Origin of the sequence: Sphingobium sp. 15-1 (genome assembly GCF_013375535.1) — a bacterium.
Classification (GTDB): domain Bacteria; phylum Pseudomonadota; class Alphaproteobacteria; order Sphingomonadales; family Sphingomonadaceae; genus Sphingobium; species Sphingobium aromaticivastans.
On sequence record NZ_JABXJG010000001.1, the window covers coordinates 550027 to 571220 of the forward strand.

At 63.5% G+C, this 21194-nt stretch carries 21 protein-coding genes; 20 read left to right on the forward strand and 1 reads right to left on the reverse strand.

What is annotated here, in order from left to right; all coding sequences use genetic code 11:
* Window positions 1–65: 65 nt before the first annotated feature.
* Together HUK72_RS02580 and HUK72_RS02585 are read left to right on the forward strand one after the other, a co-directional pair.
* A complete protein-coding gene (locus HUK72_RS02580; protein ID WP_176595392.1) occupies window positions 66–560 on the forward strand; it encodes an ATPase in 495 nt (164 codons plus the stop codon).
* Complete coding sequence (locus HUK72_RS02585) at window positions 553–1167, forward strand: F0F1 ATP synthase subunit B (RefSeq protein WP_176595393.1); 615 nt, start codon at window positions 553–555, stop codon at window positions 1165–1167. The genes HUK72_RS02580 and HUK72_RS02585 overlap by 8 nt, the downstream gene beginning before the upstream one ends.
* Before the next feature lie 374 nt (window positions 1168–1541).
* Here HUK72_RS02585 and HUK72_RS02590 read toward each other — a convergent pair whose 3' ends face one another.
* Complete coding sequence (locus tag HUK72_RS02590; protein WP_176597711.1) at window positions 1542–2756, reverse strand: IS701 family transposase; 1215 nt, start codon at window positions 2754–2756, stop codon at window positions 1542–1544.
* 155 nt (window positions 2757–2911) lie between these two features.
* Between HUK72_RS02590 and uvrC the strand changes: the two genes are divergently transcribed.
* From uvrC to HUK72_RS02680, 18 genes are all read left to right on the forward strand, one after another.
* The gene (gene uvrC / locus HUK72_RS02595; protein WP_176595394.1) at window positions 2912–4825 is read left to right on the forward strand and encodes an excinuclease ABC subunit UvrC; all 1914 of its coding nucleotides are present in this window, start codon (window positions 2912–2914) and stop codon (window positions 4823–4825) included.
* A gap of 165 nt (window positions 4826–4990) precedes the next feature.
* Window positions 4991–6646 carry a sensor histidine kinase gene (locus HUK72_RS02600; RefSeq protein WP_176595395.1) on the forward strand — a complete coding sequence of 552 codons (1656 nt, stop codon included), beginning with the start codon at window positions 4991–4993 and terminating at the stop codon, window positions 6644–6646.
* Window positions 6647–6801: 155 nt separating this feature from the next.
* Window positions 6802–7587 (forward strand): DUF2569 domain-containing protein, encoded by a 786-nt coding sequence (locus HUK72_RS02605; protein WP_176595396.1) that lies wholly within the window; start codon window positions 6802–6804, stop codon window positions 7585–7587.
* 652 nt (window positions 7588–8239) lie between these two features.
* The gene (locus HUK72_RS02610) at window positions 8240–8431 is read left to right on the forward strand and encodes a Flp family type IVb pilin (RefSeq protein ID WP_066556169.1); all 192 of its coding nucleotides are present in this window, start codon (window positions 8240–8242) and stop codon (window positions 8429–8431) included.
* Between the two features lie 24 nt (window positions 8432–8455).
* The gene (locus HUK72_RS02615) at window positions 8456–8653 is read left to right on the forward strand and encodes a Flp family type IVb pilin (protein WP_176595397.1); all 198 of its coding nucleotides are present in this window, start codon (window positions 8456–8458) and stop codon (window positions 8651–8653) included.
* 69 nt (window positions 8654–8722) lie between these two features.
* Window positions 8723–9649, forward strand: coding sequence for a Flp pilus assembly protein CpaB (cpaB, locus tag HUK72_RS02620; RefSeq protein WP_176595398.1), 927 nt, complete (start codon window positions 8723–8725; stop codon window positions 9647–9649).
* The gene (locus HUK72_RS02625) at window positions 9636–11210 is read left to right on the forward strand and encodes a type II and III secretion system protein family protein (RefSeq protein ID WP_255325594.1); all 1575 of its coding nucleotides are present in this window, start codon (window positions 9636–9638) and stop codon (window positions 11208–11210) included. The genes cpaB and HUK72_RS02625 overlap by 14 nt, the downstream gene beginning before the upstream one ends.
* Before the next feature lie 14 nt (window positions 11211–11224).
* Window positions 11225–11491 carry a hypothetical protein gene (locus HUK72_RS02630; RefSeq protein ID WP_255325595.1) on the forward strand — a complete coding sequence of 89 codons (267 nt, stop codon included), beginning with the start codon at window positions 11225–11227 and terminating at the stop codon, window positions 11489–11491.
* 14 nt (window positions 11492–11505) lie between these two features.
* Window positions 11506–13179 carry a pilus assembly protein TadG-related protein gene (locus tag HUK72_RS02635; RefSeq protein WP_176595399.1) on the forward strand — a complete coding sequence of 558 codons (1674 nt, stop codon included), beginning with the start codon at window positions 11506–11508 and terminating at the stop codon, window positions 13177–13179.
* A gap of 5 nt (window positions 13180–13184) precedes the next feature.
* Window positions 13185–13691, forward strand: a complete 507-nt coding sequence (locus HUK72_RS02640; protein ID WP_176597714.1) for a TadE family protein — start codon at window positions 13185–13187, stop codon at window positions 13689–13691.
* The gene (locus HUK72_RS02645) at window positions 13688–14335 is read left to right on the forward strand and encodes a TadE/TadG family type IV pilus assembly protein (protein ID WP_176595400.1); all 648 of its coding nucleotides are present in this window, start codon (window positions 13688–13690) and stop codon (window positions 14333–14335) included. Before HUK72_RS02640 ends, HUK72_RS02645 begins: the two co-directional genes overlap by 4 nt.
* Window positions 14332–15567, forward strand: a complete 1236-nt coding sequence (locus tag HUK72_RS02650) for a pilus assembly protein CpaE (RefSeq protein WP_176595401.1) — start codon at window positions 14332–14334, stop codon at window positions 15565–15567. The genes HUK72_RS02645 and HUK72_RS02650 overlap by 4 nt, the downstream gene beginning before the upstream one ends.
* The gene (locus HUK72_RS02655) at window positions 15567–16922 is read left to right on the forward strand and encodes a CpaF family protein (protein WP_176595402.1); all 1356 of its coding nucleotides are present in this window, start codon (window positions 15567–15569) and stop codon (window positions 16920–16922) included. Before HUK72_RS02650 ends, HUK72_RS02655 begins: the two co-directional genes overlap by 1 nt.
* Window positions 16922–17923, forward strand: a complete 1002-nt coding sequence (locus HUK72_RS02660; protein WP_176595403.1) for a type II secretion system F family protein — start codon at window positions 16922–16924, stop codon at window positions 17921–17923. The genes HUK72_RS02655 and HUK72_RS02660 overlap by 1 nt, the downstream gene beginning before the upstream one ends.
* A gap of 4 nt (window positions 17924–17927) precedes the next feature.
* Complete coding sequence (locus tag HUK72_RS02665; protein WP_176595404.1) at window positions 17928–18899, forward strand: type II secretion system F family protein; 972 nt, start codon at window positions 17928–17930, stop codon at window positions 18897–18899.
* Window positions 18900–18920: 21 nt separating this feature from the next.
* A complete protein-coding gene (locus HUK72_RS02670; RefSeq protein WP_176595405.1) occupies window positions 18921–19736 on the forward strand; it encodes a tetratricopeptide repeat protein in 816 nt (271 codons plus the stop codon).
* Window positions 19733–20566 carry a tetratricopeptide repeat protein gene (locus HUK72_RS02675; RefSeq protein ID WP_176595406.1) on the forward strand — a complete coding sequence of 278 codons (834 nt, stop codon included), beginning with the start codon at window positions 19733–19735 and terminating at the stop codon, window positions 20564–20566. The genes HUK72_RS02670 and HUK72_RS02675 overlap by 4 nt, the downstream gene beginning before the upstream one ends.
* Window positions 20563–21087: a prepilin peptidase gene (locus HUK72_RS02680; protein WP_176595407.1), complete on the forward strand. Its 525-nt coding sequence runs from the start codon at window positions 20563–20565 to the stop codon at window positions 21085–21087. The genes HUK72_RS02675 and HUK72_RS02680 overlap by 4 nt, the downstream gene beginning before the upstream one ends.
* Window positions 21088–21194 lie beyond the last annotated feature (107 nt).

The following is a 21194-nucleotide window of genomic DNA, read 5'->3' on the forward strand; positions in this document are numbered from 1 at the left end:
GGTGTCGCTTATGGCGCCCATGCCCGTCCTCTGATTGACCGCGCCCTGATCGGACGGACCGAAAAATGCCTCAAATCGCGCAAATTGCCGAAACCTATTCATCGCAGATATTCTGGCTGCTGTTGACCTTCGGTTTCGTTTTCTTCGTCATTGGCCTCGGCATGGTGCCCAAGGTCCAGGCGACGGCCGATGCGCGTGACGCGAAGATCACCGGCGATCTGGATGCCGCCAAGGCGGCTTTCGCCCGTGCCGATGAAGCGGAGGCGGACTATCGGGTCCGTGACGCCGAAAGCCGTGGGGCCGTTCAGGCCAGGCTGGCGAAGGCGAAGGCGGAAGCGGCCAAGGCCTCCGAAGTCAAGCTTGCAGCCGCGGATGCGGAAATCGCAGGCCAGATCGGCGCGGCCGAAGCCCGCATCAAGGCTGCGTCCAACGCAGCCATGGCAGAGATTGAAACCGTTGCCGCTGATGCAGCGCGCGACATGGTGGCTCGCATTTCCGGCGTGGACGCGTCGGACGACGCGGCCCGCAACGCAGTAAAGGCGGCACTGGCCCATGGCTGAGGCAGCAGCACAGCATAGTGAGGCGGAAGCCCCGCATTTGAATCAGGCAATTCATTCGGAAGGGATGGAGCCTGTCGGCACCGTCGCCCATGAAGGCGTCGCCCCGCATACGGACCCCAAGGCGGTCGGCATGGACGCCACGGCCTGGGTCAGCCTGGCGATGGCGGTGTTCATCCTGATCCTGCTCATCAAGAAGGTGCCCGGCCTGATCGGCGGCGCGCTGGACGGTCGTATCGCGCAGATCAAGGCGCAATTGGAGGAAGCCTCCAAGCTGCGGGCCGAAGCCGAAGCGCTGAAGACGGAATATGAAGCCAAGCTGGCGGCCGCCGCTGGCGAGGCCGACGCCATGCGCAAGTCGGCTGAGCATGAGGCAGCGACGCTGCTGGAAGATGCGAAGACGAATGCCGCCGCTCTCGTCGTGCGCCGCCAGAAGATGGCGGAGGACAAGATCGGCGCGGCGGAACGCGCGGCGATCGCGGACATCCGGACAAAGGCCGTGCGCGCCGCTACCAGCGCCGCCGCATCGCTGATCGCGCAGGGGCATGATGCCAAGGCCGACAAGGCGCTGGTCGATGACGCGATCAAGGGGCTTGGACCTAGCGTTTGAAACCTGTTTGAAGGTTGGAAAAAGGGCCGGTGCGGATCGTCGCGCCGGCCCTTTTTGTTTGGGCGGTTTGTGGTTGAGCGGCCTATGGCGGGGTTTGACCGTTCTTACCCTCAAAAGCGTGCCGTGCTCCTGCGCAGGCAGGAGCCCAGTTCCGAAGGTGCGATGTCCACACACGGCAGGACTGGGCTCCTGCCTGCGCAGGAGCACCGTGCGTTTCTAGCTTTACAGTTGCATTTTTGATTTGATATGAGCGCGCCGTGCTGCAGCCTGATGCGCTCGTCTCCAGCATGACCAAGCGATGATGTAGGCGGGCCGGATACGGCGCTGAGCAAGCTTGTTGGCGATCCGTCGGACTTCCTGGATCGACCATCGGATCAGATCCTGATGGTCGGCATCCTCAGTCTTTTTGGGGGCGTTGCGTCGTTTGCGCGATACCGGATCACCGCCATCATGGCGAAGGCGAGCATCACGAGCGAGACGTGGCGGTGCCAGCCATGCCATGATCGCGTTTCGTTGTGGTCAAGGCCGAGTTCGTTCTTGGCGGTTTCGAAGCCGTCTTCGATTGCCCAGCGATGGCCTTCGACGGACACAAGCGCCTGGATGTCTGTCCCGGCGGGACACCAGGTTGTGAAGAAAGCGAGATCGCCGTCGCTGATATTGCGGCGGATCAGAAGACCGCGGGTCCAAAGGCCCGATTTCGTCTCATCATATTCATCGGCTTCGAGATCGGCGAGTTCACAGTAAGCCCAGTCATGAAGCCGTGCGCCCTTGGTCCCCTCGCCAGCGGACAAGCGCTGCCACGCATGAGGCGCAAGGTCACGCGCGATTTCTTCCGCCGTGCCTGCAACCGGGGGCTTTCCTGCCCATGAGCCGAAATGGTGATCGGATTTAACCCCGAGGACATAGCCTTTGCAGGCTCGGCGCAGCGCGCCTTCAATGTCTCCGACGCCGTACACCGCATCTGCAGCTACCCATGAAAAGGGCACATCCACTGCCAGCGCGCGCTGTATCATATCGACAGCCAAAGCTGGCTTGGTGGCGAAGGCGACCGTCTCGGGAACGTGGGTGGCGGCCAGCCTTGCCGGGTCGCTCGTCCAACTCTTGGGCAAATAGAGCGCCCGATCGATAAAGGCGTGACCCCGCGCCGACACATAGGCAGCGAACACACCAATCTGGCAGTTCGTAATCTTGCCCGCCGAGCCGGTATATTGACGCGCAACACCACAGGACGCCTTGCCCTGCTTGAGAAATCCGGTCTCATCAATGACCAGAACTGCCTCCTGTGTGGCGAGGTTCTCGACAACATACTCCCGCACAATGTCGCGAAGCCCGTCCGCGTCCCAGCGCCCCCGGCCCAAAATAGCTTGCTGTCGCCAGGGGCCCGGATCACCCGCCGCCTCAGCGCGCATCCAACCCGTCTTACGACGCTCGTCGCCCAGCACACCATCCAGGAAAAGGTTCGCTGACGCTGCAACTCGTTCCTGCGTGAACAAGCCGCGCATACGAGCCTTCACGTCGCGAAGCGACGATGCCCATAGCTCCAGCGTGGTCTCAATCGATGTACCCGTCATCCACGGCCTCCTTACCATGGAGACCCATTGATTCAGAGTTTCAATCAATATGCAACTGTAATGCTAGGAAACAGCGCAGGTAGACCGCCCGCTTCCCACCCGAAACAGCGCATTTTGTCATACCGATCCGCCACCGCCATTGCGATCCCTGCCGGGGCCGCTATCTCTGCCGCATGTCCGGTCCTCAATCTCCCGATCGTTTCCATGAAGACAAGGCGACCTTCACCGTCACGGGCAGCCAGCCCGACATAGAGGCAGGCGTGGAGGCGATCCGCACGACATTGAAGACCCTGCCGACGCGTCCCGGCGTCTATCGCATGCAGGATGCGCGGGGAGATGTGCTCTACGTCGGCAAGGCGCGGGCGCTGCGCAACCGGGTCACCAACTATACCCAGGTCGACCGCCTGCCGAAGCGGTTGCAGCGCATGGTGGCGCAAACCCGCTCCATGACGATCATCACCACCAACAGCGAGGCGGAGGCGTTGCTGCTGGAAGCGCAGCTCATCAAGCGCTTCCGCCCCCCTTATAATGTCCTGCTGCGCGACGACAAAAGCTTTCCCTTCATCCTGCTGCGCGAGGATCATGATTTCCCCCGCGTGCAAAAGCATCGCGGCGCGCGCAAATATAAGGGCCGCTATTACGGCCCCTTCGCCAGCGCCGGATCGGTCACGCGGACCATCAACGCGCTGCAAAAGCTGTTCCTGCTCCGAAGCTGCACCGACAGCTTCTTCGCCAACCGCTCGCGCCCCTGCCTGCTCTATCAGATCCGGCGCTGCTCCGCCCCCTGCGTCGGACGGATCGACGACGCCCATTATGCCGAACTGGTGCAGGACGCGCAGGATTTCCTCGGCGGCAAATCGACCGCCGTGCAGAAGAAGCTGGGCGAGGCGATGCAGGCCGCTTCCGACGCGATGGACTTCGAGCAGGCGGCGGTGCTGCGCGACCGGTTGAAGGCGCTGACCTTCATCCAGGGCAGCCAGGCGATCAACGCCGAGGGGCTGGGCGATGCCGACATCTTCGCGCTGGCGACCAAGGGTGGGGCGATGTGCATCCAGGCCTTTTTCATCCGCGGCGGGCAGAATTGGGGCCATCGCAGCTTCTTCCCCGTCCACACGGCGGAGGTGGCCGAGGATGAGGTACTCAGCAGCTTCATGGCGCAATTCTACGAAGAAGTGCCGCCACCCAAGCTGATCCTGTCGGACCGCATGCCCGCCGAATGCGACCTGATGGCGCAGGCGCTGACCGAGCGCATCGGGTCCAAGGTGCGGATCGAGGTGCCGCAGCGGGGCGACCGCACCCGCCTCATCAAACAGGCGCAGCGCAACGCGGTGGAGGCGCTCGACCGCCGCCTTGCGGAAACCACCACCCAGGCCAAGGTGCTGGATGAGATGGTCGAGACGTTCGGGCTGGACGGCGTGCCCGACCGGATCGAAATCTACGACAACAGCCATATCCAGGGCGCCCATGCTCTGGGCGCGATGGTCGTGGCCGGGCCGGAGGGGTTCCGCAAGAACGCCTATCGCAAGTTCAACATGAAGAATCCTGAAACCTCCAACGACGATTTCGCGATGATGCGCGAGATGTTCGAGCGCCGCTTTGGCCGGGCCGCGCGGGAGGACCCGGATCGGGACAGCGGCGAATGGCCAGATCTGGTGCTGATCGACGGCGGCAAGGGGCAGTTATCGGCCGCCCGCGCCATTCTGGAGGATATGGGCATAGAGGATGTCTGCATGATCGGCATCGCCAAGGGGCCGCATCATGGCCGCGAAGGGCGCGAGGTCTTCCACATGCTGGACGGGCGGGAGATCATGTTCCCGCTCAACCATCCCGTTCTTTTCTATCTCCAGCGCCTGCGGGACGAGGCGCACCGCTTCGCCATCGGCGCGCACCGGCAGAAGCGCAGCAAGGCGATCACCGTCAGTTCGCTGGACGAGGTGCCGGGCATCGGCCCCTCCCGCAAGAAGGCGCTATTGATGCATTTCGGAACCGCCAGGGCTGTGAAGAGCGCCGCACTGGAGGATCTGCAAAAAGCGCCCGGCGTGTCCAAGGCGGTGGCGCAGCAGGTCTATGATTATTTCCACGGCTGACATGACGAAGCGCGATCCTGTGCCTTGGGCTGACCGCAACCCTATGTCCGATTATCTTTGCGACGAACGGATCGACATTTGACCGCGGCATGATTTCCTTTCCATAAGATGCGGCCAGAAAAGACATAAAGCATCGGGGTCGAACAAGGGGATGTGCATCACGCGATGGACGGACGGAACGAATCCGCGATGCGCTTGAGCTGGTGGGACATGCGGGCCCTGTCGGCGCTTCGTCCCTGGCAGACGCTGGATTTCACCCGGCTGCTGCTGGCCATCATCTATGCCGCCGTCAGCTTCGCCTTCTCCAGCGCCCGCCATTGGGCGGAGATGGCCGAGCATGTGCTGATCCTCCTCATGCTGCTGCTGGCGCTGTCGGCGGTATTCCTGTCGTCGCGCTCCTGGGTGACGGACATGCGGATTCGCGCGCCGGTCATATGCCTGGACACACTGCTGTTCCTCGCCCTGCTGCTGGTGACGAACCCGTCCAACAGCCCTTATTTCTCCGGCAGTTTCTTCGTGGCGGTGGAAGTAGCGCTGATCGTGCGGCGACGGTTCCACCTGCTCGTCGCGCTGGTCGCCGGCACGGCCGCGATCGGCACGACATGGATCGACGAGATCGCCTTGCTGCCTTCGGAACCCGAAGCGGAGCGGGTCGTGCTGCGGGCTTGCTATCTGGCGGTGGTGATCCTGGTGACCGGCGTGCTGTTGGGGCCGCGCCGGGAAACGCTGCTGGAATATGAGCGGGGCAAGCGGCTGCTGGAGGGCGAATTGCCCACCGCCAGGAGCGACCATGGTCCCTTCATGCTCCAGGCATTGAGGCTCGCCACCGGGGGCGGCGCGGTTGCGGTGCTGTTCCGCACGGCCAGCCACGAACCGCTGCGCTTCGCCAGCAGCGCGGCGCGCGAAATGCCCTCCATCGGTTTCGGCAATCTGCTGACGGCCGATACCGGCTGGCACGACCGGTCGAGAAATGCGTCGATTTCGCTGTCGCATGACGGCGTATCCCTGCTGGGCGCCTTGTCGGCGGGCGGGCAGGCGTGGACCGCGCTGCTGGATGCGAAGACGGTGCTGACCGTGCGGGTGACGATCGGCACCTTCGAAGCGGTGGGCGCGGCCTGCCTGGACGATCCATGCCATGAGGATCGCGCCGCCATCGCGCAACGCGTCTTCGAAAGCGCCTGCGAGGAACTGACCGTCCGCAACAGCCTGGACCTCGCCCATGTCATCGCCGGCGCGCGGGAGCGGGAGCGGTTGCAGCGCGAATTGCACGACAGCGTGCTGCAGGCGCTGGCCAGCATCCGCTTCCAGATCGCGCCGTTGCTGGGCGGGCAGTCCGTGCAGCCGCGCGCCGTGATCGAGAATGTGGATCGCATCGCCAAGGACCAGATCGCGACCATCCGCTGGATCATCAACCCTGAGGTCGATGAGGAGGATTTCGCCTATCTGCCCGAGACGCTGGCCATGGTCGTGCGGTCGCTGGGCGAGCAATGGGGCATAGATTGCGAGCTGAAGGTGGAGGACGGCAATTGCGCCACCAGCGCCATGATCGGCCGGGAGCTGAGCTTCGCCGTGCGCGAGATCGTCGCCAATGCGGTGCGCCATGCCGGGGCGAGCATGGTGAACTTCGCGCTGGAGCCGGATGGCAATCGCATTGTCCTTCAGGTGAGCGACGACGGCGTGCCCAATATGGCGCGCCTGGGGCCGAGCGGGGCGGTGCCGTCGCGCTCGCTGATGCGGCGGATCCAGATGCTCGGCGGCGAAGTGTTCCTGCAGAGCATCGGCGGACGCACGACGATCCGCATTACGATTCCGCGCAAGTGAGGACGGCCCGGGGCTTATCTTTTTCGAGCCGTCTCCCCATATCGGGACCATCGGGCAGAACTTTCCGCGCCGCCGCGCATTTACCGGGCGTTTACCAGGATCGCGGATAGTCGCGGCCAGGTTCAGGCGGTGAAGGCGAAGGAGGTCCGGTTTCCATGGTGCGATTGGTGAAGGACCATCTCTATCGCAAGAGCGTGGCCGTCGTGCTGTCGATGCAGGTCAATCTGGAGCGGATCGTCGCCATCTGGATATTGGCGGCCGCCTTCGCCTGCGGCCTGCGGCTGGCCTTTCCCGCGACGCCCTATGACGGAACCCCTTGGGCGAGCGGGACGGGGCTGCTCCCCTATCTGCTGGTCGTGGGCGCGCCGGTCGGCTCGCTGCTGCTGGGGCTGAAGCTGTTCCCTGCCGGGCGCGTCCATGCGCAGCCCGCCTTCCGGCTGGCGAAGCTGGGCCGTTGGCGCAAGCTGGATTGCCTGAAGGCGCGGGAGATGTCGCAATTCGGCCTTTATGGCGTGATGGCTTCGCTGCTGGTCGGGATCGCTGTGAACGTGCCGGTGCGGACGTTGGAGTTTCTGAGCTCCATTCCTGCCCTGGGCAGTTATTCGCCATCCTGGTTCGTCGGTCTTTACGGCGTGATGCTGGCCGACGTGGTGATCCTGTCGAGCCTCTACATGTTCGCCTTCGCCATGGCGTTGCGCCTGGCGCCGCTGTTCCCGCGTTTCCTGGTGATGGTGTGGGGGGTGGACCTGCTGGCGCAACTCAGCATCGCCAAGCTGGTGGCCGGGATGGACAATGTGCCGCATGGCGTGGATGCCGCATTGCTCGACATGCTGACGGGCAATGTGAAGAAGGTGCTGATCAGCGCCGCGATCTGGTTGCCTTATCTTCTCCTGTCGGATCGGGTGAACATCACCTTCCGCCAGCGCGTAAGCGTAAGTTAAAGCGAATCAGCGCTTTTTCCCAAAACGGGACATATTTAAACGCGATATTCCCCTGATCTTGCCGCGACGAGTCGCGGCTGATTCGCGGCGAGCCGTGCCGCCTGCCAGTTTTCCGGGCCAAAGTCGTCGCTCTCCCTTGCCCCGAATAGTCTAGTACGAAGGTATTAGCCATTCAGGCAATTCCAGCTCCGTTTTCCAACTATCCGGTCAAATAGGCATCTTCTTTGTCTATGATGACGTGCCATTTAATCTAAGTAAAATCCGGGAATTATTCAGTAACGTCGGATTTTAGTTGGATTTAGGAAGATCATGGGAAATGAAAGTCGTAGTAAAATCCGGAATAAATTGTAATTTTCTAAAGTCATATATCCAAAGATATATTTAAAATTGGCGTCGTTTACTTAAGGTAACAATCCTGGTTTCCGAAAAAGGTTAACAAAAAATTGCGATAAGCCACTGAGAAATATACATTTTTTTTACCGTGTTGACTTGCTTCCGCTTTGGTTCAATTTGATCCCAAGTTCTACGGGAACTGCCAACTACCTGGTGATCGGACCATAACCGGCGCCGGGGTCGCGAGGTGGACAGGCCCCTACCGTAGAGCTGAGCAAGAGCGACTGGGGGTTGCTCCCAGCTACTAGGGGTAAAAGACATGACTTTTGTGAAGAGCTTGTGGGCCGACCAGAGTGGTGCGTCGGCTGCTGAATATGCTTTGATCCTCGCGATCGTCGGCACCGGCATCGCGCTTGCCGCCTGGAACCTGGGTGGCGCGATCAAGAATTCGATGAACACGGCCACCAACTGCATCAAGACGGTCGGCACGAACGTGGCGCCGACCTGCTAAATCATCGCTATAGGGGTAAAAGACATGACTTTTTTCAAGAACCTTTGGGCTGACGAAAGCGGTGCTTCGGCCGCCGAATATGCTCTGATCCTGGCGATCGTCGGCACCGGCATCGCTCTGGCTGCCTGGAACTTGGGCGGCGCGATCAAGAGCTCGATGAACGCTGCCACCAACTGCGTCGCGACGGTCGGCACCGGCAATGCGCCGGCAGCGAACTGCTAAATTCATAAAGTTGGGAAGGCCGGTTACTTTGCTGGCCTTCCCGTAACTTCAATTCCGGGGGGAGTTGTCGTGGGGCAGCGCAGATCTCTCATAGTCCTAGGCCTCGCAATATTGCTGGGCCTTGCAGCCGTTTTTATCGCCAACTCCTATCTGACCAGCGCCGAAAAGGCGCCGCAGGCGGAGGGCGGGACGGCGAAGGTCGTAGTGGCGACCGTGTCGCTGCCCTTCGGATCGGCGGTCACCGCCGAAAAGATCCGCGTGGTCGACTGGCCCGTAAGCTCGGTTCCGCCGGGCGCTTTCCGCGATCCCATCCAACTGACCTCGCTCGGTAAGAGCCGGGTCGTTTTGCGTCAGATCGAGCCGGGCGAGCCGATCCTGGCTTCCAAGCTTTCTGGCGAAGGCGGGCGGGCGACCATGTCCGCGGTGCTTTCCCCGGAGATGCGCGCCGTCGCGGTTCGCGTGAGCGATGTGGCCGCCGCGGGCGGCTTCGTGCTTCCCGGCGATACCGTCGACGTCTTCGTGACGCGCACGCTGACGGACCCCGTCGCGGGCAGCCAGCAGATCACCGACGTGCTCCTGCAGGGAACCCGCGTGATCGCCATCGACCAGAACGCCAACGACACGTCCAAGGACCCGGCCGTCGGCAAGACCGCTACGCTGGAGGTCAACCAGGTCGACGCGCAGAAGCTGGTCCTCGCCCAGCAGGTCGGTCAGCTCACCTTGGTCCTGCGCAATCTCACCGACAAGCCCAATCCGGCGGTGCAGACCGTGGGGATAGAGGATCTGCGCGACGGCGCCTATGTCGGCGGCTATGCCGGCCCCCGGAGCCGCATGGCGGACGTCGCCTATCTGCCGCCGCGCCCGGCTCCGGCCTTCCGTCCGGCCCGCCGCGTGGTGCCGAAGAACACGAACGCCCTGCCGTCAACCGCATCGGTCGAGATCGTGCGCGGCACGACCGGCACCAGCTATGAGGTGAAGCGCTATGGTTCCCGCTAAGTCCTTGCCGATGCTGGCCTCCTGCCTGGCGCTCAGCGCCGGAGCGTCGCTGCTGCCCATGTCGGCGCAGGCCCAGGTCGCCTCCCTCAACGTCAGCAACGCCAATCATGCCGGCCAGCTCGACGTGCCGCTCAACAAGAGCCAGGTGCTGACCGTCGACCGCCCCTTTTCGAAGGCGCTGATCGGCAATCCGGAAATTGCCGACATCCTGCCCATGACCAACCGCTCGGTCTATGTGCTGGGCAAAAAGATGGGCACGACCAGCCTGACGCTCTACGACAGCCGCAACATGATGATCGCGGTGGTCGACGTGGCGGTCGGGCCGGACGTCGTGACGCTGAAGCGGCAATTGTCGGAACTCATTCCCGGCGAACCGGTCGGCGCGCGCATCTCCAACGACGCGGTCGTGCTGACGGGCACGGTCTCCAACGCTTCGGCGGTGGATCGCGCGGTGCAGATCGCCAGAACCTATGCGGGCGAAAAGGTCGTCAACATGCTGACCGTGGGCGCATCGCAACAGGTGATGCTGGAGGTCCGCTTCTCTGAAGTGAACCGGGCGGCAGCGAAGCAGATCGGTTTCAACCACAGCTTCCTGGGCAACAAGACCTATGGCAGCATAGGCAATCTGGCGCCTGACTCCGTCGTGGCGACGAGCAACACCTTCACCACGCCGGTCGGCAATGGCGTTGGCATCGTTCCTCGCCCGGTGATCACGGTCGATGGCCTGTCGGACGCCTTCGGCGTTGGCGCCTGGTCCTATACTTTGGGCAGCCTCAATATCTTCTCCGCTCTTGACGCGCTTGAGCGCAAGGGGCTGGTGAAGACGCTTGCGGAACCGACGCTGGTGGCCCTGTCGGGTGAGACCGCCTCCTTCCTGGCGGGCGGAGAATTTCCGATCCCCGTCATCCAGGGGAGTGGCGGATCGGGCGGCGGCGCGGGCGCTGGCGGCGGCGGCAGCGGCATCACCGTCGAGTTCAAGCCTTTCGGCGTCAGCCTCGGCTTCACGCCGACGGTGCTTAGCGACGGCATCATCAGCCTGTCGGTCGAGCCGGAGGTGAGCTCGATCGATCCTTCGGCGTCGGTGACGATCAATGGCCTGGTCGTGCCCGGCCTGCTGACCCGGCGGGCGAAGACGGTGGTCGAACTGCGCGACGGGCAGTCCTTCGCCATCGCCGGTCTGCTGCGGAACGATTTTCAGGATACGGTCCGGCAACTGCCCATATTGGGTTCGCTGCCGATCATCGGCACGCTCTTCCGGTCGACGGGTTTCCAGAAATCGGAAACCGAACTGGTGATCGTGGTGACGCCGCGCCTGGTGAAGCCGATCCGCGCCGCCGATGTGCGTTTGCCGACCGATCGGGTGGGCAATCCCAATGAGCTGGACCTGTTCCTGATGGGACGGACGGACAAGGCCGTGGGCATCAACCCGCTCGATCCCAACGCCATGCCGCCGGAAAAGCCCAAGGCGGCGCCCGCGCCGGCAGCGCCGGGCAAGGACGCAGCGGCTCCGGCGGCCCCTGCCGCCGCCCCGGCCGCCGCCACCTCGGGCTATGAGCTATGAGCGGGAGAGTGATCATGAGCAATATGCGCAAATTGTCCTTTGCCGTCCTGCTGCTGGCCCCGGCCCTGACCGCGTGCACGGCGAACGACCCGACCTTCGGGGGCGCTGTGCGGAGCAACTATGCCATGCAGGTCGTCAATCCCGAGCCGCAACATGAAGGAACGCTCGTGGAGGGCGGCGAAGGCACGCGCAGCGCCGCCGCGGTGGAGCGCTATCGCAAAGGCGCCGTGAAGGAGCCGTCATCCATCAGCACGACCCAGGGTAGCAGCAGCAGCCGCTAAAAGGAAATGATCCCATGTATGCCCGGCGGAAAAGTTTGTTGCAGTCGACCAGCGGCGCGGTTGCGCCGACGGTCGCGCTGTCGCTTTTCGCGCTGATCGCGGCCGGGGGGATCGCATTCGACTATGCGCGGATGGCCAGCCTTGATTCCGAACTGCAGAATGCGGCGGATCAGGCGGCTCTGGCGGCGGCGTCGCAATTGGATGGCAAGGCGAACGCGTGCAGCCGCGCTGCCAGCGCCGCCAGTGCGCTCCTCATTAACAATGCCCGTTTTGCCAATGACGGCAACGCCAGTGGCCTGGCCGTCACGGTCCCGAATGATGAGCCGACCTGCGACCGGACGGGCTTCATCAAATTCTACAAGAACAAGGATCGCAGCGATACGGGCACGCTGACCGACGCCGATGTCAATTTTGTCGAGGTGACGGTCAATTCGCGCACGGCCCGCTTCGCGTTGACGCCCATTGTGGCGGTGCTGTCATCCGGTCCGCTTTCCGCCAAGGCCTATGCCGGCGTGGGAGAAGCGATCTGCAAAGTGCCGCCGGTGATGATCTGCAATCCGGACGAGCCGGACGACAACACGAATGTGGATTATGATTTCGTCGTCAGCAACCGGATAGGCAAGGGGCTTAAACTGGTTTCGGTCGGCAATGGCAACAGCGCCTGGGCCCCCGGCAATTTCGGCTATCTCGATACCGGCTCATCGACCTCCAACCCGAATGTCGAATTGCGGCAGGCTCTGGGCTGGATTTCCGTTCCCGGCGACTGTTCGAGCCTGGAAGGCGTCAAGACGCGCACCGGCGCGGGCACGACCGTGACGCAGGCGATCAACACCCGCTTCGACATTTATGAGCGGGCCAACAACAATGCGCAGAGCGGAACCGGAAATAACGGCAATGGCAATAATGCTTCCTGCCCCAGCCCCGGTCTTTGCCCTCCATCCATCAACACGGTGAAGGACGTCATTCGCAAAGGTGCTCCCGCCAATGCGAATAAATGCGGCTTCGCCAACAATGAATGGGAACTGCCTTCCCCCGAATATTTGCCATCTTCCACCACGGACGATCTCCTTCTGGCGAACATGCCGCAGGCGATGGGCTATCCACGGGATAAATGCCATGCCGTCTCCACGGCGGGGTCTTGCAGCGCCGGCAAAGTCGGTGACGGAAATTGGGACAGAAATGCGTATTTCTATGTGAATTATGGTTGGATCAGCGCTGATTGGCCTAACTACACCAATACGGCGACCAATCCTCTTCCGTCCAATCCCACGCGCTATCAGGTGTATAATTGGGAAATCCAGCATCGCGGTGAAACCATCGGCGGCAAAGTCATCCTGTCCAGGCGCACGGCCGGCTCGTCGCCATCATCGGATGATTATGACTCGCCCATCTGCTCGCCTCTTCAGGGCTATGGGTCGGGGCTGGTCCCTGGCGGCAGCACCGTGGACCGCCGCAGGATTTCCGCGGCTGTCATAAACTGCCATGCCTATGATGTTCATGGCGGCGGCGGGACAGTGTATCCCGTCAGGAAATGGATCGAGCTCTTCCTCGTGGAGCCGTCCCTCAATCGTGCGCGGACGGACGCGAACGACGTCTATGTCGAAGTGATTGGCGAAACAACTCTGGATGGGGGCGGAGCGACTGCGAGCCAGGTCGTCCAGCGTGCCGTCCCCTATTTGATCGAGTGACGAAGATGACGAACTTCTTCTCACGCATCATCGCTTGCAGGCAGGGGGCCGCCGCGGCTGAAATGGCGCTGGTGACGCCGCTTTTGATCGTCCTCATGTTCGGCTCGTTCGAACTGGGCAATTATTTCCTGAGCGAGCATGTCGTGGCGAAGGCCGTGCGCGATGGCGCGCGTTATGCGGCGCGGCGTTCCTTCACGGACTTCACCTGCCCCAATACGGTGGCGACGGACGTGATCGACAAGACGCGCAACCTGACCCGGACGGGGCAGATCGCCAACGGCGGCATCGCCCGGTTGGCGGGCTGGACGACGGCGACGACCGTATCCGTGACGGTAAGCTGCACCGCCATCACAGGCGGCAATTATTCAGGCATCTACAAGGGGATGTCCAACGTCCCCAAGGTCAAGGTTTCGGCGGTCGTGCCCTATACCTCGCTGTTCAACAATCTCGGCTTCACCAGCAGATCGCTCAATCTGGTCTCCGAATCCGAAGCGACGGTGCAGGGGATATGATGCGCTGGCTCGCCCGCTTCGCCAGCGATACCCGCGCTTCGTCGGCGGCGGAATTCGCGCTGGTGTTGCCGCTGCTGCTGATCTTGCTGCTTGGCGTCATCGATGTCGGACGGTTGATGTGGACCTGGAACCGCGCCGAAAAGGCGACGCAGATGGGGGTGCGCTATGCCGTCGCCGCCGACATGGTTCCAAATGGGCTCTATTCCTACAGCTTCGTCAACGGCAGCACGATCACGCAGGGCGATCCCATTCCGGAAAGCGCTTTTGGCGGCGCATCCTGCCTGATCAACGCCGGCGCGGTGAACTGCACCTGCAAGACCGGCGCGACCTGCCCGGCCAATTTGATCGGCACCAGCAGCAGCGACCAGGCGAACGCGCTTACGGCCTTCAACAATATCGTCAATCGGATGCGGTTGTTCATGCCTGAAATCGCTTCGACCAACGTCACGATCGATTATAATTATTCGGGCCTCGGCTATGCGGGCGATCCCAATGGATCGGACGTTTCGCCGCTGGTAAAGGTGTCGCTCAAGCAACTGACTTTCCGGCCACTCCTTTTCAGATTTTTCGCAGGCACCATCACCTTGCCCAGTTTCAGCGCCGCTCTCACCATGGAAGACGGCCAGGGAACGGCATCAAATTGAGGGACAAGATCTTGGGCATCGTGACGAACGCAGCGGAACCCGCCGAGAGCTGGACCCTCAATATCGGGGATGAGGGGCTTCACCTCATCCTGTCCGAGCAGGAGGTGCAGGCGTCCGACATATTGGGCGACCGGCTGACCGGCCAGTCGCTGACCCTTTCCATGCTGGGTGCGAGCGCGCCGGTGCCGCCGCAACTGGCCGCCGACGCCAGGGCGATCATCATCGAGGTGGAGCCCGACAACGAAGCCTCCATGATGCGGCTCGCCGGGCTTAAGGCCGCCCATCCCAAGCTGATGCTGGTGGCGGCGGTGCGCGATGCGCAGATCGCGGTCGTGCGCGCCCTGCTGCGCAGCGGGATCAACGATGTCGTCGAACTGCCGCTGCGCGCGCATGATCTCGCGGCGATATTGGACGATCTCAGGAGCCGCATCGCGGCCAGCCGCCAGGACGACGTCAAGACGGGCCAGCTCGTGTCGATCATCAAGAGCGTCGGCGGCGTCGGCGCGACCACCATCGCGACGCAGGCCGCCAGCCTCCACGCCCGGTCCATCAAGCAGAATGGCGGCGAGGTCTGCCTGTTCGACCTGGACATCCAGTTCGGCAATGCGGGCACTTTCCTGGGCATTTCCTCGCCGTTGACGCTGGCCGACCTGCTCAATGCGGGCAACCGCGTCGACAACGAGCTGTTGCGCACCGTTACCCTCGAAACCTCCACCGGCTTGCGCCTGGTGACCGCCCCGCCGGAGATCATGCCGATCGAGGCGGTGAACGCCGATCAGATCTTCCGCATCGTCGAACTGGCGCAGCGCAATTTCGACACGGTCTATCTGGACCTGCCGGGCAACTGGACCAACTGGTCGATGTCGCTGGTGGCGCGTTCGCAGGTGGTGTTCCTGGTGTGCGAACTCACCATCGCCAGCTTGCGGCAGGCGCGGCGGCAGATTTCGCTGCTGCGCGATCAGGACATCGATCCTTCGCGCATCCACGTCATCGCCAATCGCGTCGAGAAGAAATTCTTCCGCGCCATCGGTCTGGAGGATGCGGCGGCCGCGCTGGACCATCCGGTGAAGCTCAGCATCGCCAATGACTTCCCGTTGGTCAGCTCCGCGCTCGACCAGGGCGTGCTGATCCAGGAATTGAAGGCGCGCAGCCGCATCTGCAAGGATTTGCAGGATGTCGTCGATTGCTGCACGCAGGCGGCTGAGGCAGAACGTCAGGCGGAGAAGGGCTGATGTGGCAGATCCGAAAAGGGGAACGGGGCGACGCTCGCGACGAGGTGGGGCCGACCGAGACGGAGGCGGTGCACTGGGAAGAGGACCGGCATACCGAGCTTAAGGTCGCGCTGCACCAGAAGCTGATCGACATCATCAACCTTTCCGCGCTGGAAACCATGTCGCGGGCGCAGGTGGAGGTCGAAGTGGGCGAGATCGTCCACGAGCAGCTTGCGCTTCAGAAGCATGCGCTCAATCTGGAAGAGCGCCGGCGGCTGGTTTCGGACATTCTCGACGAGCTGCTGGGGCTGGGGCCGCTTGAGCCGCTGCTCAAGGACCACAGCATCACCGACATATTGGTGAACGGCCACAAGGTCGTGTTCGTGGAACGCAGCGGCCGGCTGGTCGAAACCGCGACCCGGTTCAAGGATGAGAAGCATCTGCTGCGCATCATCCAGAAGATCGTGGCGGCGGTCGGACGGCGGATCGATGAAGCGTCGCCCTTCGTCGACGCGCGCCTGGCCGATGGGTCCCGCGTCAATGCGGTGGTGCCGCCGCTGGCGATTGATGGATCGCTCCTCTCCATCCGCAAATTCGCCAAGGTGCCGATCAGCATGGCGCGGCTTACCGAATTGGGCAGTGTGCCCGCGCCGATGGCGCAGGTGCTCTCCGCTGTGGTGGAGGCGCGCCGCAACGTGCTGATCTCCGGCGGCACCGGCTCGGGCAAGACGACGCTATTGAACGCCATGTCGGCCGCCATTGACGAACATGAGCGCATCGTCACCATCGAGGATTCGGCGGAACTGCAATTGCAGCAGCGCCATGTCGCCCGGCTGGAAACCCGCCCCGCCAATATCGAGGGCAAGGGTGAAGTCACCCAGCGCGACCTGGTGAAGAACGCGCTGCGCATGCGGCCCGACCGGATCATCGTGGGCGAAGTCCGCGCCGGGGAGGCGTTCGACATGCTCCAGGCGATGAACACCGGCCATGACGGTTCGATGACCACCGTCCACGCCAACACCCCGCGCGACGCGTTGTCCCGCGTCGAACAGATGATCGGCATGAGCGGCATCGACATTTCGCCCCGCTCGGCGCGGGCGCAGATCGCTTCGGCGCTGAACGTGGTCGTGCAGGTCGGGCGCTTGGCCGACGGCCGCCGCCGCCTGCTCAGCCTGTCGGAGATCACCGGCATGGAAGGGGAGGTCATCACCATGCAGGAAATCTTCCGCTTCAAGATGACTGGGCGGGACGAGAACAACATGGTGCGCGGCCATTTCGAGGCGACAGGCATCCGCCCCAAATTCATGGGCGAGCTGGCGGACCGGGGCATTGCGCTCCCCGCCGAACTCTTCCGTCCCGATGCGGTGATACACTGATGAACCCGCTCTATATCCGCGTCTTCGTCCTTGTCCTGCTGTTCGCGGCGGTGCTCCTGACGATCGAAGGCATTTCGAGCTGGCTGCGCGCCCGGGCGACGACGGATCGCGTCGTCAATCGGCGGCTGAAGATGATCGCCGCGGGCTTCGAACGCAGCACCGTCCTCTCCAAGCTGCGGCGCAACGATGAAGCGGTGAGTTTCGACCGCTCCACCCTGGTTGGCCGGGCGGGGCTGGGCGTCATGCGGGTGCTGCATGGCGCGGGGCTGACCTTCCCGGCGCGCACCGTGCTGATGGCGATGCTGATCGCGACAGGCATGCTGTTCCTGCTGGTGATGGTTGGCGGCATGGCGTCCGGCTACGCGTTGACGGCGGGCATGTTCGTGATGGCGGCGGCCTTTGCGGGCGCGCTGGGCATCGCCCTGCCGATGATGGTGCTGACCCGGCTCGCCCAGCGGCGCCGCAAGAAGATGGAGGAGCAATTTCCGGTCGCGCTCGACACTTTCGTGCGCGGTCTGCGCGCCGGCCATCCGATCGCCGCGGCGCTCGACCTTCTCACCAAGGAAATGCGCGATCCCATCGGCAGCGAATTCGGCATCGTCGTCGATGAAGTCACCTATGGCGCCGACCTGCGCGATGCGCTTCAGCGCATGGCGGAACGCTGGGACATGAACGAAATGCACATGTTCGTGATTTCCCTGGCAGTGCAGAGCGAGACGGGCGGCAATCTGGCCGAAATCCTGGAAAATCTGTCGGGAGTCATCCGGGAACGGGCCAGCCTGTTCATGAAGGTGCGGGCGCTCAGTTCCGAAGGGCGCATGACCGCCGTGATGCTGACGGCCTTGCCGATCCTGACCTTTGTCGGCCTGTTCCTGGTCAACCCGGCCTTCTATCTGGACGTCGCGCAGGACAGCATGTTCATCATTGGCTTCACCGGCCTCATTCTCCTCTACATCATCGGCTTCGTCACGATACGCCGCATGGTCGACCTGAAGGTGTGATGCGATGTTGAATTCGGCGCTCATGATCCAGTTGCGGCCATTCATTCTCGGCTTGCTGTTCTTTGCCATCGTCGCATTGGTGTTCGGCCTGTCGGATGTGGTCCTGCGCAATGCGCGGGTGCGCGGCCGGCTCGACCTGGTGGGGGAAGGCGGCAACGCCACGCAAAATGGCAGCCAGACGCTGCGCGGCGAGCGGAACAACAGCGAATGGAAGAAGCTCATCGACCGGATCGAGAAGATGGGCATTTCGCTGGTCGACACCAATAATGACAGCCTGCGCCGGCGGTTGATCGCGGCTGGCTTCGCCTCTCCGGATGCGCCGAAGCTCTTCACCTTCATCCGGCTGGTCCTGACCTTTGCCCTGCCGACGATTTTCGTCGTGACGTCGCTCGGCAATCCTGAGCCTCCGGCGCCGTTCACGCTCTATCTGGTCGCGTCGCTGCTCGCGGTGTTCGGGCTGTACATGCCCAACCTCTATATTTCGGCCAAGGCGTCGCGGCGGCAGGAGGCGATCATCCACGGCTTTCCCGACGCGCTGGACCTGATGCTGGTCTGCGTCGAAGCGGGTCTGGGCCTGGAGGCGGCGATGGACCGCGTCGGCCGGGAACTGGCCGTGTCGCATCCACTGGTGTCGGCGGCCTTGGGCAAGGTGGTGCTGGAATTGCGCGCCGGGCGCAGCCGGCAGGACGCTCTGCGGCGCATGTCGGACGATGTCGACGTGGACGAGATCCGCTCTTTCGCGACGCTGTTGATCCAGTCTGACCAATTGGGATCGAGCGTCGGCCAGACGCTGCGCGTCTATGCGTCGGAAATGCGCGAGAAGCGGCGGATGCGGGCGGAGGAAAAGGCGCATCGCCTGCCGGTGCTGCTGTCGGTGCCACTGGTCGCGTGCATGCTGCCGGTGATGATCGGAGTGCTGATGCTGCCCGCGATCGTCCGCGTGGTGCGGGACATCTTGCCGGTGATGAGCCATTAGATATTGAGGGGAGGGGGGACCATGAACAAAGCTGTGATGGCAGTCGCTCTCATTATTGCGACGACGGGGTGCAGTTCGACGCAAAAGGGCGTCTTTTCGATCAGGCCGGTCAATCAGCAACCGGACGGTCAGGCGCAGGACGCGCTGGCGCGCGGCGACCTCCTCTTTTCGCGGGGCGAATATGCGCTGGCGCTGGACGCCTTTCGCCGGGCGGTGCGCAACGATCCCACGGACGCGCATGGCCTGAACGGCGTCGCGATCAGCTATGCGGCCATGGGGCGGCATGATCTGGCGCGGGAATTTTTCGAACTGGCCTTGGCGCGCGCGCCGCAGGATGCGCGCATCACCCGCAATTTCGCCCGCAGCCTTTCGGCGCAGGGGCTGAAGGGGGAGGCTGACGCGCTGCTGGCGCAGGCGGGCGCGGCGACGACCGCCATGCCCAAGGCCATGCGCCCGACATTGGCGCAACTGGCCTCCGTTACGCCTGCCGCGCACTCTGCGCAAATGGCGAGCGTGGAGCTGGAGCGGGTCTCGCTGGGCGAAGTGCGGCTGCGCACGATGGAGGCGGTGGCCCCGGCGGAGCGAGGCAAGCCGCAACTGACGACGCGGATCGTGACCGTGGCGGAAACGCAGGCCCGGCGCGAACTGACGGCGCCGATCATCACCGTCGCCAGGCCTGAAATCCAGGCGGCGCCAAAACCGATCAGGATGGCGGGCGACGATGCCGATCCGGCCGCGACCCAGGCAGACGCCAATGCCGAAGCCAGGGATGGCGTGTTCGAGCGGCTTTGGAAGAGCATCATGCGTCCTGCCGGGCGCAAGGGCGCGCGGGGATGATCTGGGCGCTGCTTCTGTCGGCGGCCGTTCCTTCAGCGGCGGTCGCCCCGGCGGCGGCGGTTCCCGCTTCGCCGGCGCTGGATTATGCCCGGCTGGTGGATGAGGCGATCGAAGGCGGACGGATCATCCAGGCGGAGGCGATGCTGACCCAGTGGCGCGCCCAGGCGCTGGCCGGCGATCTCCGGCCTATCGAGATCGCGACGGCGCGCATGGCCCTGGAAAAGCGGCGCGATCAGGAAGCGGTGGCGCGCTTCACCGCGCTCGGCCAGAGCGGACTTAAGGATTGCCGCGTGGATGAGGGGCAGGGGATCGCGCTGATGCGGCTTGGCCGGTCGCAGGAGGCGCTGGAACCGCTGCGCCGCGCCGTCGATGCCTGCGCGGGCCGGTGGCGGGCTTGGAACGCGCTGGGGGTGGCCTATGATCAGGCGCAGTCCTGGGCGCTCAGCGCCGCCGCCTATGAGCGGGCCTTCCAACTGACGGACAAACCGACGCAGATACTCAACAATTACGGCCTTTCGCTGCTCAAGCAGGGCAAGGCGGACAAGGCGGCGGCGATCTTCGACAAGGCGCGCGAGCAGGCCCCGGACGATGCCCGGATCGTCAGCAACGGCGATGCCGCTTATGTCATGTCGGGGCAGGAAATCCATCGCCGTGCCGCCGACAGCGCCGATCAATGGGGCCGTCGGCTCAGCAATGCGGGGCAGGTTGCGATGCGGATGGGCGACATGCCCAGGGCGCAGGCCTATCTCAGCCGCGCGATGACGGAAGCGGACGGCTTCGTGCCGGAAGCGGCCGCCGCGCTCGCCACCATGGAGACTGCGGGGAAATGATGAAGGACGTGGTTCTGCTGGTTGTTTCCCTCGTCCTGATCGCCGCGGCCATTGAGGACATGGCCCGGCTGCGCATATCCAACGTCTTTCCGCTGCTGGTCGTCGGCCTTTACGCCGTCTGGGTCGCGGTGGCGGGGTGGGAGAATGACATCTGGCGCAACGGCACCGTTTTTCTGGGCGTGTTCGCGCTGGGTTGCGGCTTGTTCGCTCTGCGCTGGATGGGCGGGGGCGACATCAAGCTGATGGCCGCCTGCGCGCTCTGGTTCGACTGGCAGGGGGTGGTCCCCTGGTTCGTCTACATCACCGTGGGCGGCGGCGTGCTGGCGCTGCTGCTCATCGCCGGGCGCCGGATGGTGCCCCAAAGCTTGCGGGAAGGGTCCTCGGTCGCGCTGTTCGCGCAAAAGGGGCCGATCCCCTATGGCGTGGCGATCTCGCTTGGCACGATCATGGCGCTGTATATGGCGGGGCCTAATCCCAACGGGGTCGCGCGCCTGCCCGATTTCGTCCAGGGAATGCGCTGAAGCTTTCGGCGGTTATGGGCCAATAGCGGACATGAGTTCTCCGTCACCCCGGGCTTGACCCGGGGTCCCGCTGCCTTGGTCTAGGCGCGCACTCAAGAAGAAAAGCG